At 34.2% G+C, this 15009-nt stretch carries 15 protein-coding genes; 2 read left to right on the forward strand and 13 right to left on the reverse strand.

What is annotated here, in order from left to right; genetic code table 11:
• Positions 1 to 32: 32 nt before the first annotated feature.
• Together ACZ11_RS22145 and ACZ11_RS22150 are read right to left on the reverse strand one after the other, a co-directional pair.
• Positions 33 to 2402 carry an ABC transporter permease gene (locus ACZ11_RS22145; RefSeq protein ID WP_049668686.1) on the reverse strand — a complete coding sequence of 790 codons (2370 nt, stop codon included), beginning with the start codon at positions 2400 to 2402 and terminating at the stop codon, positions 33 to 35.
• Between the two features lie 3 nt (positions 2403 to 2405).
• Positions 2406 to 3164, reverse strand: a complete 759-nt coding sequence (locus ACZ11_RS22150) for an ABC transporter ATP-binding protein (RefSeq protein WP_049668687.1) — start codon at positions 3162 to 3164, stop codon at positions 2406 to 2408.
• A gap of 187 nt (positions 3165 to 3351) precedes the next feature.
• On the opposite strand from ACZ11_RS22150, the gene ACZ11_RS22155 reads away from it, so the two are divergent.
• A complete protein-coding gene (locus ACZ11_RS22155) occupies positions 3352 to 4113 on the forward strand; it encodes a DUF4184 family protein (RefSeq protein WP_049668688.1) in 762 nt (253 codons plus the stop codon).
• A gap of 131 nt (positions 4114 to 4244) precedes the next feature.
• Here the strand turns inward: ACZ11_RS22155 and ACZ11_RS22160 are convergent, their stop codons facing one another.
• The 8 genes from ACZ11_RS22160 to ACZ11_RS22195 all read right to left on the reverse strand — a co-directional run bounded on the left by ACZ11_RS22160 (position 4245) and on the right by ACZ11_RS22195 (position 10825).
• Complete coding sequence (locus tag ACZ11_RS22160; RefSeq protein WP_049668689.1) at positions 4245 to 4730, reverse strand: DinB family protein; 486 nt, start codon at positions 4728 to 4730, stop codon at positions 4245 to 4247.
• 75 nt (positions 4731 to 4805) lie between these two features.
• Complete coding sequence (locus ACZ11_RS22165; protein ID WP_049668690.1) at positions 4806 to 6245, reverse strand: sensor histidine kinase; 1440 nt, start codon at positions 6243 to 6245, stop codon at positions 4806 to 4808.
• 9 nt (positions 6246 to 6254) lie between these two features.
• Positions 6255 to 6965, reverse strand: a complete 711-nt coding sequence (locus ACZ11_RS22170; protein WP_049668691.1) for a response regulator transcription factor — start codon at positions 6963 to 6965, stop codon at positions 6255 to 6257.
• Positions 6966 to 6988: 23 nt separating this feature from the next.
• Positions 6989 to 7696 carry a hypothetical protein gene (locus ACZ11_RS22175; RefSeq protein ID WP_049668692.1) on the reverse strand — a complete coding sequence of 236 codons (708 nt, stop codon included), beginning with the start codon at positions 7694 to 7696 and terminating at the stop codon, positions 6989 to 6991.
• 18 nt (positions 7697 to 7714) lie between these two features.
• Positions 7715 to 8593: an ABC transporter ATP-binding protein gene (locus ACZ11_RS22180; protein ID WP_049668693.1), complete on the reverse strand. Its 879-nt coding sequence runs from the start codon at positions 8591 to 8593 to the stop codon at positions 7715 to 7717.
• A gap of 151 nt (positions 8594 to 8744) precedes the next feature.
• Complete coding sequence (locus ACZ11_RS26740; RefSeq protein WP_049668694.1) at positions 8745 to 8924, reverse strand: hypothetical protein; 180 nt, start codon at positions 8922 to 8924, stop codon at positions 8745 to 8747.
• Positions 8925 to 9083: 159 nt separating this feature from the next.
• On the reverse strand, positions 9084 to 10100 hold the full coding sequence (locus tag ACZ11_RS22190) for an ABC transporter permease (RefSeq protein ID WP_049668695.1): 1017 nt from the start codon (positions 10098 to 10100) through the stop codon (positions 9084 to 9086).
• Entirely contained in the window at positions 10097 to 10825 is a 729-nt protein-coding gene (locus ACZ11_RS22195) for an ABC transporter ATP-binding protein (protein WP_049668696.1), read from the reverse strand. Before ACZ11_RS22195 ends, ACZ11_RS22190 begins: the two co-directional genes overlap by 4 nt.
• A 631-nt stretch (positions 10826 to 11456) precedes the next feature.
• Between ACZ11_RS22195 and ACZ11_RS22200 the strand changes: the two genes are divergently transcribed.
• Positions 11457 to 12056 carry a TetR/AcrR family transcriptional regulator gene (locus ACZ11_RS22200; RefSeq protein ID WP_049668697.1) on the forward strand — a complete coding sequence of 200 codons (600 nt, stop codon included), beginning with the start codon at positions 11457 to 11459 and terminating at the stop codon, positions 12054 to 12056.
• A 56-nt stretch (positions 12057 to 12112) separates the two neighbouring features.
• On the opposite strand, the gene ACZ11_RS22205 is transcribed toward ACZ11_RS22200, so the two are convergent.
• From ACZ11_RS22205 to ACZ11_RS22215, 3 genes are all read right to left on the reverse strand, one after another.
• Positions 12113 to 12910: an ABC transporter permease subunit gene (locus ACZ11_RS22205; RefSeq protein ID WP_201778556.1), complete on the reverse strand. Its 798-nt coding sequence runs from the start codon at positions 12908 to 12910 to the stop codon at positions 12113 to 12115.
• On the reverse strand, positions 12907 to 13800 hold the full coding sequence (locus tag ACZ11_RS22210; RefSeq protein WP_049668699.1) for an ABC transporter ATP-binding protein: 894 nt from the start codon (positions 13798 to 13800) through the stop codon (positions 12907 to 12909). The genes ACZ11_RS22205 and ACZ11_RS22210 overlap by 4 nt, the downstream gene beginning before the upstream one ends.
• 235 nt (positions 13801 to 14035) lie before the next feature.
• On the reverse strand, positions 14036 to 14935 hold the full coding sequence (locus tag ACZ11_RS22215; protein WP_049668700.1) for a hypothetical protein: 900 nt from the start codon (positions 14933 to 14935) through the stop codon (positions 14036 to 14038).
• Between the last annotated feature and the right edge of the window lie 74 nt (positions 14936 to 15009).

The following is a 15009-nucleotide window of genomic DNA, read 5'->3' on the forward strand; positions in this document are numbered from 1 at the left end:
CCCCCACTACATAAGTAGATCGGGGGCATTTTTTAGTCAACGAGCAAAATTCGAGGTGAGGTTTTGGCGATTATTTTCGTTGATAACCAACAACCAAGACAAGCGGCCAAAATACTTAAAAGAGATAATCCAATACTAACTGGCCAGTTTATAGCAAGGGGGAGTTCAAGTAAGCCGTATTCTAAAAGAATAATTTTTAAAGCTACGGGTATTACTTTAATACCGATAAAAATCCCAAATATAGTCCCTAGTGATGAAAGAAACAGAATTCCTGATGTAATCGACCATCTAATAGTATTTGAGGTCATACCAATAGATTTAAAAATTCCGTAAGTTCCGCTTTCTTTTCTTACATTTATTCTAGAAACACTATAAATAATGATGAATGTTACAGTGATAAATAAAATTCCGATAACAGATAATGGGATTATTAAAACAGCGACCACTACTTTAAAGACATTATCTAATGATGTTTGTTGTGTTTCAGCTGAGACAGAGCTTTTAAAATTATTGTTTAAATCATCAACGATTTGATCTGATAATGTCTCATCTACCAAATTGATCATACTTTGTTTTGAAGCAGAATAGGTAGCATTATAAACTTTGATAACATCAGCGGTAATTCTCGCTGAATTAGACATATTTGCTATCGATTGATAGATACCAGTAACAATCAAATGATGCTTCTTGCCTTCGATATAGACTTCCACAATGTCCCCTAGATTTTTGTGTAAAGCCTTCGCGACATTAAGGCCAATGGCTATTTCATTTTTATTTACAGGATTACGGCCAGAAATTGTCTCGTATCCAGCAGCATCAAAACTACCTTCAAGAGTATCGACTTTAATATTTAACGGTTGATTTGGTTCATTAGGGAGAACCCCTGTAAATTGATCTAGCCAAGCGTGATTTTTAATGCGTTCATCTGAGCGTAAAAATTGTTCAAACTGTTGTTTTGAAAATGTTGCTTCATTAGAAATCGTTACTACAACATGTGATGAATCGTAGCCAAAAGCTGGTGTGTTTTGCTTGATGGAAATAAAGCTATTAAGCATGACTGCACTAAACACTAAAATAGCAGAAGTAATGGCTGTAAGAACAATAATAAGAATGGAACTTTTCATATTTTTGGTAATGTTTTTAATGCCAATTTGCAAATTAACAAAATTAGAAAGGCGATTAGAGTTATTTAAACGACGATTCAATTTACTGTTTGCAAATTCTGACATACCGTATTTAATTGCCTGTACTGGTTCAACGTGGCGTGTTTTGTTTGAGTAAATGAACGCAGTAAGGATAACAATGACAAGGATTATGACAGCAAGTAGCATGGTGATTCTAAAATCTTGAATAATCGTTAAATGTTTTCCGGACTTTAAATAAGATAAAGAGCTTTCTATGATCACTCTGGAAAGGATTGTACTGGCAATAAGGCCAGGAATAATCGAGACTAAGGATAATAAAGCAAATTGTAAAACATAGGTCGCACTAATTTTTCGAGAAGTAAGTCCGAGAGATTTAATGACACCAATCGTTTTATAGTTCGTTAAAATGGCATCTGAAATACTAAAACCAATAATAAACAATGAAATGAATAACATTGCTACACCAAAAGCAATCATGATAAAGCCGATAATTTTATTAATAATTAAATTAAACGAATAGAGATCCACGTATTCCATTTTTGATTCAAGGTAGGGGCCGTTTAAAAAATTTTCGAATTCTATCCAATAGTTTGCACTTTGCTGATAATCATCAAAGCGAAGAGCCATCATATATTGTTCAGACCCTATCATCGTATCAAATTGTTTATGATAGTCAGAGTCATTCATCCAAATACGAGCATTATTTGAAAAGGGTCCACCATATGGCAAATCTACAACTATACCAGAAACACTTAATGAAAAAGCTTTTTCGCCGGTGTTAAATTCAATAGCATCTCCAAGTGAAATATTCGAAGTAGAAGCCATCGATGTGGGAATCCAAATCGTTCCCTCAGTAGGATAGTCCTGATTTTTACCCTCTGAAAATAGTAATCGATCAATAGCGAAGGGCGTTTTTGGTGTATTCATCATGAATAAGAGATTTTGCGTTTCTACACCATTCGCTGTGAAGCCAGATAAATTTCTATAAGGAATGAGATTCGAGGCAGTAACTCCTTGTTGCTCTTGCCACCAATTGTTGACAGTGATTGGATTATGAATATCCTTACCCATCGTTAAAATTTGATGAGCCCCATTTGAATCATGATGTATTTTTTCAAAAATATTGTTTGTATTCATAATAATTGTTACAGAGGTAGCTAATAAAAGGGTGGATAGCATAATTAGGATTGCTAATAGTACATTTTGGATTTTTCTTTTCTTGATATGTGCAAAACAAAGAGTAATAACTGCGTGCATTTTTTACTCCTTTCCCGCGACATAAGAAAAGATAATATGTTCACGCTCTTGTATGCTAGCATCATCGTATTGATCGAAGTTTAAAATGCCTCCAATTTTTCCATCCTGAATGATAATAAGCCGATTAGCACGACAGGCAGCTTTTATATCATGTGTAATCATTACTACAGACTGACCCTTTTTGTTTAAATTCGTTAAAATATCTAAGACAGCTACACCTTGATCGTAATTTAAACTACCCGTTGGTTCATCTGCAAACAGAATCTCTGGGTCATTAACTAATGCTCTAGCAATAGCAGCTCTTTGTTGCTGTCCACCAGAGGTTTGCGAAGGTAAACGATTTCGTTGTTCTTCAAGTCCCATTTTATTTAATAGCATCTCCGCTTTTTTGATCACATCTTTTTTAGGATATTTTGCAATATATCCTGGGAGGGTGATGTTTTCTAGCAATGTCATATCCGGGACGAGATTACTACTTTGATAGACATATCCAATTTTTTTAGAGCGAAATGTAGCTAACTGCTGTTCGGTAAATGTATCTAGCCTTTCCCCATGAAAATAAACTTCACCAGTCGTAATGGAATCAAGACCACTTAAAAGATAAAGCAGTGTCGATTTACCCGAACCGGAGTTTCCCATAATGACTGTAAAATCTCCTTTATATATATCGAGATTAATATTTTTTATTGCATGAAATTGCTCACTCCCTGTGGAATATGTCTTACATAGATTTTGGGCACGAATAAGTACTTCTTTATCCACGAGAATACCTCCTTCAAATGTATTACTTTTAGTGTAAGGGTGAATTATTATAAGGTCCTTATTAAATTATTAATAAATTATTACAACAGAAAAATTTGTTGATAATTTCAATAGCTCTTCCTTCTAAGAACCTTTAGAAATGAAAAACGTTGTAATAAAGATGTTGTTAAAGAGGAGGGCGATTATTATGCCATTAACATTTGCCCATCCAGCGGCAGTAATACCATTCTGTAGAAAAAGTAAATATATTAATTTTTTTGCAATGATTTTAGGAAGTATGGCTCCTGACTTTGAATATTTTTTACGAGGCCAACCAATAGGGAAAATAGGGCATACCTTCACAGGTTTTTTTCTATTAAATCTCCCTTTAGTAGTAATGATCTACTTTATTTATCATCAAATTATTCGTTTGAATGTAGTCCACCATTTACCGAACTATCTACAGGTTACATCTAGCTACAAAGTGGAGGGAAGTAAAAAATGGAAGACAGTCGTTTTTTGTTACTCAGCGTTATTTGGAATGTTAACTCATGTAGTATGGGATTCTTTTACACATAAACATGGATTTATGGTAGTGAATTTCTCGATTCTTACCAACACTTTTAATGTGAATGGCTATCAAATACCCGTTTATAAATTTTTGCAACACGGCAGTACACTATTGGGGATTTCGCTAATTATCGGCTATATGTATTACAGAGCATCACTAAATAAGAATAAAGCTACTCCGAAAATTGGCGCTAAAAAGAAACTCTATTTCTGGGCTTTATTATTTATTTTAACGCTACTATATGTATGTCTCTGGTGTTTGATTGATAGGGTATCGATTAGTAGCTATGGAATAATGGTTGTCCGTATCATAGATTCACTTTTTGGAAGTTTACTAACCATTTCTTTAGTTATAACATATCATCAAAACAAATCAGATTATCGTAATAAAAATGTGTAATAGGTACTTTTTTATTCGGCATTGACTGCCATAGAATATCAATTGATGGAGACTAATAATCAATAGGGGACGATGAAGGCTCCAAAAATAAGCTTTGGATATAAGGTGATGTCCAAAGCTCGTTCATAAAATTATAATGTTTTCACTTGCTCAATTTTTAATCCGAAAATTTGAGGCGGTTCAATCTTGTTCATTTGTAAATATGAAGATATTTGCCCACGATGATGGATTTCATGTTCGGGAATCGACATAAGTATTCTCCAAGCACTTACTTCATGACCATGAAGGATTAAAACCTTTTTTGAGAACAAATCGTTGCCAATTTTCAATAGACCCTCTGTTAATTTAACTTGGCATGACTCTAAATAATTTGAAATATCCTCAAGAGAAGCCCCTTTACTTATATCATGTCCTGCGTACGTCCACGAGCCGTGTTCAAATATTCCGAGGAACATCAAACGAGATGATGCAATATGTCGCAATAAATCACCAATAGAAAACTTATCTTCAGAAGGCTTCCAATCTAAAAGTTCATCAGGTATTGCCTTCATATATTGCATCGTTCGTTTATGAACACCATCTAAATATTTTACATATTCCCCTATGTCATGAATCATGTCTTCACTCTCCAATTTTTTTTCTGAAGTTCATTACTTATATTCTTAATTTTTCGGAATTACCCTCTTAGAAATTTAAATAATAGGAAGAGTTAATGTAAATGTTGTTCCTACATTTTGCTTGCTTTTAAATGAAATACAACCATTATGGGCTTCCATAATATGCTTACAAATAGACAATCCGAGACCTGCTCCTTCATTTTTCACAGCAGTCTTACCTGTAGCTTGAATACCTCTGAAATAGCGTTCAAAAATAAAAGGCATATCCTCAGGAAGCATTCCATTACCAGTATCTATGACATTAATGTATAGTATTTGGTTTTCAATATTAATAGAAACGGTTATTGAATCTCCTTTAGTAGTATGCTTTAGTGCATTCGTAATAAGGTTTGAAAGTACTTGCTCTAGTCGATGCTCATCTACTTGAATAAGGACATTAGGAATATATTCTGGCTCGATAAAATGAATGCCGGTCGTTTGGACATAATGCCGAATTGGATGCAAAATATTCGTAAAGACATTTTTGCTATATTGCTCTGTTAAGTTAACTGGAATATGTCCAAGCTCCTTCAAAGTGTGAATAAATAAATCATCAATTAATCTGGACATTTTTTCAGTATTTGTTTGCATGATTTGGATATACGACATAAGCGAATCCATGTCAGGACATATTCCCTCTGAAATAGCATCTAAATAAGCTTTTATTGTTGTTAGAGGAGTTCTTACTTCATGCGAAATACTAGAAATAAGCTTTTTTTGATTTTGTTCTTGTTCATCGCGTTGAATAGTAAGGTTTTTTATTTCCAGGCGCATTTGATCAAACACAGCATATAATTCACCGATTTCATCTGCCTGAGAATATACAGTATCCTGTTCATAATTACCTTTGACAATTTCTTCGGTATTTTTTTTCAAATGATTTAAGGGGAGTAAAATCTCCTTGTTAGACTTCCGTACAATGTACATGGACAGTCCTATAATGCAAAAACAAAATAAACCACATATGAGTAAAAGTATAAAATTGCTAGGACTAGGCTGTTTTATGGGGAAGAGTACATCTCTATCAATAGTAAAAATAGCGTTACCTAGTTGTTCATTCGTCCCACTTATTATAGGAAAAGCGATTTTAATGATCTCAGGTTGTTGTTGAGACGTAAATAAATCATAATGTAAATCCTCTTTTAAATTGATAAACTGTGATAGGTCTGCTTCGATAGAATTAAAAATAACTTTCCCATCTAATTGGACAACTGAAATATCTATTCCTGCGCTATTGCTCATTTCTTGGAGGGAATTGCGTAAATTTAAATTCTGTTCGAGACTTGTAAAATGATCTTCTATGTACAATAAATGTTCATTTACTTTTAAACGAATTTGATTGATCACATATTCATTTTGTGGTTCTTCATCGCGATGAAAATTTGTGAAAAATAATGTAAGGATACAAATAAACAACAGTAAAACACAGATTAGTATCGACCTTAACCATTGCTTCATCCAAATTTTTAAGTACATTGTGCTCTCCTAGGAATAGTTTTGAGTAGTGAATTTATAGCCAACCCCCCAAACAGTTTGAATATATACAGGACAAGATGGATCGTTTTCAACTTTTTCGCGTAAACGTCTAATGTAAACGGTTATCGTATTTTCATCCCCATATGTGTCATAGCCCCAAACAGCATCGAGTAATTGATTTTTAGAGAAAACCTGATTACGATTCTTCATTAGAAAAAATAGGAGATCAAATTCTTTCGCTGATAGAGAAATGTGCTTTTTATTAAGTGAAAAAGTATACTCATTTTTATTAATTTCCATATGATCGATTTGAATCATATCCATCTGGCTCACATTGTTCTGCAGCCATCTATCCTGTTTTCGTAAATGTGCATTTATTCTTGCCACAAGCTCACTTAAAGAAAAGGGCTTCGTCATATAATCATCTGCACCGAATCCCAAGCCAAGAACTTTATCAGTGTCACTGCTACGGGCACTTAAAATTAGTATAGCAACATTACTATTTTCACGAATTTGACGACATAATTCGATACCATCGCAATCCGGGAGAGAAAGATCAAGAATAATAAAGTCAGGATAGATTTCCTTCATATATTGGATTGCCTCATGACCAGTTTTAACGATATGAGGATCGAAATGGTTGACGCTTAAGTAGTCTTTAATAATATTTGCAATAGCACTTTCATCTTCAATAATTAACACCTTGGCTTTTTTTACCATAAAAACGCTCCTTCTTTAGAAATTTATCTCCTTTTTCGATTCGATAGGAGGAAAAATAACAGGACGACTAAGGATGAGTAAACGAAAATCCAAACAAATCGCCAATAAAAAATGTTCGGAATTGTAGCTATTGAATCTTCCGAACCCATCATTTCCAATGAAAGACGGACAGGTGGAAGCAGCCAAATTAGTCCCTTGATCTGAAGAATTGTCTCTTTTAAAGTTGCGATAACAACAGAGACAATTAAGATGCCAAGTATACCCCACCAAGTATTTTGCTTGTTTTTGACAAGTTCTCTAGTAAAAATAGCTGAAAGTGCAATAGCTAGTACAGATAAACTAAAATGAGAGAGGAATCCTAGTAATTGATGTATAAATCTTGGTTTTTCTCCAAAGGCGCCAATTAGGGTTGGATAGATTACTGATATGCAACTTAAGAATAAACCAATTAGTACACAGATCATAAAAATTCCTAAATTGTATTGTGTTCGACTTTTTGCATGTAGTGTTGTAATTACTTTTTGCCCTTCATCTTCTGCGTGAAATAGTGTAACCGTAAACCATCCCATTAGAAAAAAGAGAATGATAGCTGTAAACGAATAGCTATCTAATATTGGATTCGGTATAAAAGTATAGTTAACAACAAGACATAAAACGAAAATTGAAAAAGGTGGAACATATTTATAGGTCCTTAAATAATTGATAAATTGATAGCGCAATAAACTAGTCATGGCAGCGTCTATTCCTCCTTAAAAATGGGTATAAAATTGTTCCTCCTTCTGATTGATTGGGGATAATTGTTTAATAGAGGATTTTTTCTGTAGTAGATCCAATAAAACTTGATCTGTATCTTCCGTCTTAATAACGGCAATTACCTTATGACAACCATTATTTAAAAGGGATTGTTGTTGAATTTCAAGAAGAGGTAATAGGTTATCTAATAATTTCATGCTTGAAATTTCAAACATTAATTTATTTTTCGGTAAATCATTGTTATTTAATGAATTAGCTTGCAGGATTTTATTATTGTGAATAACAAGTACTGTATCAACAAGATGTTGCAGTAATTTTGTTTCGTGACATGTTAAAACGATGCTTAACCCTTTGTCCTTTAAAACAGAGAGAGTTTCTTCTAAATCCCTTTGGGCCTTAGGATCGAGTCCTGATAATGGTTCATCTAAGATTAGCAGATCTGTGTCTTCAAGCATTGCCTGCATAATCATAACCTTTTGCTTCATACCCTTAGAAAAGTTAACAATCTGAATGTTCCGAGCTTCCTCTAAATGAAATAATTCAAGTAAATTATTTATTTTTTGCTGTAGTTGTTTTTTTGCCATACCTCGAATACTGCCCATATGATAAAGATATTCTTCAGGTGTAAATAAAATATGTGAAGGGGTCACTTCTGGCACATAGCCGATTTTTAAAGATTGTCGATGTTTTACAATAGAACCACTGTCAGCATCGACTAATTCCACAATAATTTTAAGAAGGGTACTCTTACCTGATCCATTCTTTCCTACTAGAGCGATAATTTGATTAGCACAAATAGAAAATGTAGCGTTCTCTATAATTTTCTTATCTCTATACTGTTTAGAAATGTTCTGTATTTCCATAATCGTATTCATCTTGACACACCTTTATTTTTAGGTTTTTTATTGTAAGTCATTTAAGTTTCTATAAATTACGATGCAAAACATTTAACCATTAACTGTAAATTTAGTATAGATGAATATTAGTTCCTTTGCTAATAGAAAGTTGGTGTGATTTTCTATTTTTTTAGGATAACCATCTAAAGTTGTAGATGACATTTGTTAAACGCATGTCTTGAGGATAAGTTGATTGGAGTGGAGGCTGGGCGACTCCTTGGGGATTAGCAATATAGGAACGAAGGCTAAAACCATCACGTCCTGTGATAACGCCTTCGTGACCAACATCCTGTTGCCCCAAGCGGCTCATCGGACGCCCCCAAGAAGCTTTGCTCTGTGCGAAAGCGTAGTGCTAACGTAGCGGCAGCAACAAAGCGCCCAGCCGGAACGGAAATCAACCCCACATTATGGTGATGGTCCTAATTTAAAATGAAAAGATTCTGCCCAATTTTTGAGCAGAATCTTTTGATTATAATGATCGATATTTTTTTAGACTTACAATATTTAATGTAATAAATACTAAAGCGAAGCAAGCAAGAACCGTTAAGTCGGCTAGAATTTCACTAAAGGAATATCCCTTATACATTACCCCGTTCAACGCGTCAGCGGCATAGTATAGTGGCATAATACGACCAATATTTTGCAGCCACTCCACCATATTATCAAGTGGGAAAATACCTGAAAAGAAGATTTGCGGTACAATGACTAGCGGGATAAATTGCATCATTTGAAATTCTGAAGCGGCAAAACTTGATAAAAGAGCTCCTAAAGATAATGAAACAAGTGCAACGATAATATTGATTAGTAGCACAAGCCAGATGGAGCCGACATGTACGATATCAAGGACATAAACCCCGAATAGAACAATAATAGTCGTTTGAATAAATGCAAACAATCCATAACCAATCATATAACCAGCAACAATTTCAGAACGTTTAATCGGTGTCGCTAGTAAGCGTTCCAAAGTCCCTGAAGTTCGTTCTTTTAACAACGCTATACCTGTAATTAAAAATACGAAAAAGAACACAAAGAAGCCTGTCAGCATCGGGCTAAAAATATCAAAAATAGCGGTATTTTCATCGCCATATACATAATCAGTCGTCAACTTCATCATTGCTGATTGTTCAGGCTGTAAAACCTGAGAAAGCTTCATCTTTAAAGCCTTTGCTGTCGACGGATCATCATTTAATAATGTGAGCTTCAATTGTGTTTCATGAAAAGCTAACCAGCCATCATATTTTTCATCTTTTAAACTGGCAATAGAAAAATCATTTTTTTCGATAACATCAAAATCCGCCTCTTCAAGCTTTTCAATTATTGATGCAGGACCATTTGATACGACTAGTGTCATTTCAGGTTCGTTACTATTAAAAACAAAATACATTAACGATAGCACAAGAAGGGGGGCAAAAAATAATAAGGCGAGTGTACGTTTATCTCGTATCATTTGCTGCATAATTCTTGTAACAATTGCGCCGATTCTCATAGTGCTTCACCTCCAGCCTTTAAAAACACTTCATCAAAGTCTTTAGCCTGATAATGAGCTTTCAAATCATGTGGTGTTCCGTGCGCGATAATATGACCATTGCGTAGCATAGCTAACTGATCACAGCGCTCTGCTTCATCCATTGCATGTGTCGTTACTAAAATTGTTTTATGCTCATCGTTTTTTAAACGAATTAACTCCTGCCAAATTTCCTTTTTCAATACTGGATCAATACCCACAGTTGGCTCATCTAAAATCAACAACTTTGGATTTTGGATAAGGGCAATTGCAAGGGATAATCTCCGTTTCATCCCTCCAGAATAATTCAACACCTTAATATTTAAATCATCCGTTAAATGAACAAGGCTTGCAGCATAATTGACACGCTCATCACGTTCTTTTTTTGATAATCGATAAAGCTTTGCAAAAAAATGAAGGTTCTCTTCACCAGTTAAATCCAAATACAGTGCATCCGATTGTGCCATATAACCGATATCCGTCAGTAATTGCTTATGGGGGACTGTATGATTTAACACTTGAATACTACCATTATCAGGCTTGATCATTCCCATAATCATTTTAATTAAAGTCGTTTTCCCACAGCCTGAAGGACCAAGTAAGCCAATAAGCTGTCCCTTAGGAATTTCTAAGGAAAGCGGGGCAATTACTTGTTTTTGGTGAAACTTTTTTTCTATGGAGTTTAATGAAATTGCATTGTTTCCCATATATCCATCTCTCCTTTACTAAACACAGTGTTGATACCTGAAATTTTAAGGCAGTGTATTCGGAATTACAATAAACAGATAACTAAAAAGTGTTAAGTGATTTTTGTTTTTCGCATTTGGAGCTAGGTGAAATCAGACTGCCTAGGTCAAAAAGACTTACTAATACCCCGAAATTCATTGTAAATAGTAAAATGTTAACAAAAATTTTATAAATAACCATTTTCTAAATTAGATTGATGAAAAAAATAATGAGGAATACCGATAAATAAGGTAATACTGTAATTACAATCACTATTTGACCTTGTTGAGATCATTGAGGTAACCATATAACTTCTTTCAGCACCTTCTGAATGAAGTTAAAGCCTCCGGCGGATGTCACGGAATCGGAAAAGTGTTCACATAAGATTTTAGCCTAAAGTCATCGCATCCATGCGATAACGGCTAACTGACCTGCATCGGTAATAACGCAACGTCCTGTGGCATTACCGAAATGACCGACATCGTGTCGGCCCTCGTGCAGCCCTAAGCACAAATCCAAATCCAAATCCAGACACAAATATACCGATGTATAATTGATCAACATCGATAAATACTAATCGGAATAAAATGATAATACAAAGGGGGGGGCCAAATGTCTATTCACGATATTATGAATTTTGAAACAAAACGAGCTATAAAAAATGCATTACTTATACAGATAGAGGAAGTAGGTTTTGATAGAGTAACAGTAAAAAAACTAGCTACTACTGCAAACATAAATCGAGGAACTTTTTATTTACATTATAAGGATAAATTTGAAGTGATGGAGGATTTGCAGCAGGAATTATTAAATGAACTAGAAAGTTATGTAAAAAACGTTCAACCACTTGAAGCCTTTCACACGGTAAAAATAGGTCAACTTTATCAGCCATTTATAGCAGTGTTTAAATATATTAAAGAGCATGCAACAGCCTTTCGAGTTATTTTAGGGGAGCAGGGGAGCCCCGCCTTTAGTAAGAGGATGAAGAAAGTTTTTAGTAATCATATATTGGACAGAATCTCTGTTATTCGAGAAGAAGGACTTGACCCAGAGTTTCAACAATATTTTGAAGCTTTTTTAACATCCGCGATTTTAGGTGTTATACAAGAATGGCTAAACAATGGAGATGAGGATTTAAACGTAGAGGAGTTAGCAATGATTCATTTTCGGTTATTGCGCTTCATTGGTGAATTGGCATCTTTGCAGCAATAAGTTTTTATTAAGAATCTGCCTACTACAAGAAAGCAAGCAGATTCTGACAGTTAGCATTATAAATACAAATCACGTTTAACAAAAACACGAATAGCCAGCATGTAGCAAAACATCCCGATTAAAAATAATGCCCCTAGCATCCAAATAGACGAACTATCTTGAGTCATTAATTTTTCAGGTGAAAACAATGAGTAGATGGTGAAGTATTGTAGCTTTCCTAAAGCACCACCCATATTACTAAGCGCCTGAATTAAATAAAATAGAATAGGAATTCCTGTACTATACGCATAAGAGGTTCTTAAATCCTTACTACTGCAGGATATAAAAAAGCAGTAGCCACTAATGGCAAAGTGTAAGAAAAAAAGACCGATATTTAATGTTAAAAAAGCACTTAGATCCAATTCGTTCGGAAATAGAATTTTTGAAAATAAGATTGCAACCAAAGTTGTAATTGAGAGCAATATAAAGATGCTAGCGACTAAAAAAAATGCTTGCGTAAAAACAATTTTAAAACGTGTATTTGGTGTCGCGATTAGGTATGCCATGGAGCCATTATCGATATAGCCCATAATTAGTTTATTTGCCGACATAATGATGAAAACTAACGGCAGAATGAGTAATAAAAATCCATACAAATAGGTTGATAGAAATTCAATTAACGTATTACCTATGTTACTCATACCAAATGCTGACATTAATTCAGGCATTGTTTCGGTAAGCTTGTTAAGAGTATTGCTCATCTCAGGGTTATACATATAGACAATACTAATGATATAGAGCATTAATACAGCGAGAATAATACTAAAAAGTTTAACGGTAGCTAGCACCTCATGTTTTAGTAAAGTAAAGTTCATGATTCTTTACCTCCACTTTCGTAGTAATGCATGAATATATCTTCAAGTGATTGTGAAATGATATCGAGGTCATTTATTTTATAGTCTGCTAATGTATGAAGCAATGTTTGGACATTACCCTGAACTTTTATAATTGCTTGCGTTGGCCCAATTTGTTTAATTTTAAGTTGCTCTCCTAAGAAACGAGACAGTTCTTGCTCGCTTTGAAATTCTATTAAAAACTTTTTAGACTTTTGTTTTTTTAAGTCAGCAATTGTTTCAGTCGCTACAATTTTCCCTGCATTAAGTATCGCTACACGGTCACAAGTTTTTTCAATTTCCTCAATAATATGAGAGGACATGAATATTGTTGTTCCTTTTTCTTTTTCAGCTAAAATAAAATCGATAAACTTTGTTTGGATAAGGGGATCTAAGCCACTTGTCGGTTCATCTAGAATGACTATCTCAGGGTTATGCATAAATGTGCAAATGAGACCAAGTTTTTGCTTCATACCCTTTGACATTTTCTTAATAAGTCCAGTGGCATTTAGTTCAAAGAATTGCATGAGTTCATTAGCTCTTGTTAAATCATTTAACTCTCGCATTTGGGCAATAAATTTGATAAATTGTTGTCCGGTCATTTTATCGATAAATGCAATTTCCCCCGGTAAATATCCTACGAATTTTTGAATTTCAGCCGTAGATCGGCGACAATCTAATCCTTTTATGAAACACTGTCCTTCTGTGGGCTGTAAGAAGCCCATCAAATGCCGTATTGTAGTAGATTTACCTGCACCATTTGGACCTAAAAATCCGAACACTTCACCTTTCTCAATTTGTAAGGCCACATTCTGTACACTATAAAAATCGCCGAACTTTTTAGTTAAATTATTGACCTCGATTATTGCCATACATTTCACTCCTTCGACTGTTCTTTAAAATGATTATAAGACTAATTTTCAAAAAATAAATTACTATAAAATGAAACTTTAATCATTGGAGTACTACATCTTTCACTAATTATTAGTCTTCACTAATCGAGCTTTGTGCGATAAAAAAAGAACATGAATGGCTTCTTTAAAAAGACTCCTTCATGTTCTGCGCTCAGTGATTATAATTTTCCCTGTAAAATTAATTTGAAGATATTTATTCTCCATAATAATTAATAAGTGCTACTTCTAAACGTTCTTCTAGATGCTTCGAAATATAACTCAACACAAATTGCTCCTTTTCCATCTCAATATGAGAGGAGCGAAACATTTTGTTGAAAAAGCCTGCCTTATTTTCCGTAGAAAATTGCTGTAAAGCTTCTGTCCGTAATGTCGACACAATTTCATTTTCGATTTGACGCTCACGAAGTTTTTGAACGATATCCTTAACGTTACGCTCTTGCAGTTCTAAAATTTGTTTTTGTAGATTTTCATTTTCTTGTTTAAGTTCAGCAGTTTCTTTTTGAAGTTCTTCAACTTGAAGATCCGATTCCGAGGATACTAATTGAATTTTTTGTGCGAGAAAGTCTTGATTTAACGTTACTTGTAATGCTCCATGCTCTTCGCTTGGGAAAATATTGAAAAGCCCCGTTTGTATCATTTGCTGAAGAACATTTCCGAGAACGTCAACTTTATTCGCTAAATCATCAGTGCCCATAGTTGTTGCAGTTATTTGATGATTGATGAATTGACCGTTGTCATCAATTCCAAGCAAAAGTTTTAAGCCTCTAACGCGGTGTTCATCTTTTAACAGTAAAATCATGCGAAGTCTTAAGATGGCAGGAAGATTTAAACGAATATTGGTGTTTGGGCTATTCGAAGCATTATCAAAAATATACTGTTCGAATGGTTTAATGTAATAACGAAGCATCGCATCCGTAATTTCAAACCAACCTGCGACTTCTGCAATGGAATAATGATTCGATTCTTCAATATACGCTAAATAGTCGTCATTATACAGTATTTCTTCTAAAGGCGTATTTTGTATTACGACAAACAATGGGTCATGTTGCACAATTTCGAGTACCGTTTCTTTTGCATCATTTAGTTTAAGCATCCTTTCACACCCCACTTTATTTTTCCGTATAACTCTATATAGGTTTCTATTCTACTAGAAGCAATTGTATGACT

It is taken from the genome of Lysinibacillus xylanilyticus, assembly GCF_001183605.1.
GTDB lineage: Bacteria > Bacillota > Bacilli > Bacillales_A > Planococcaceae > Lysinibacillus > Lysinibacillus xylanilyticus.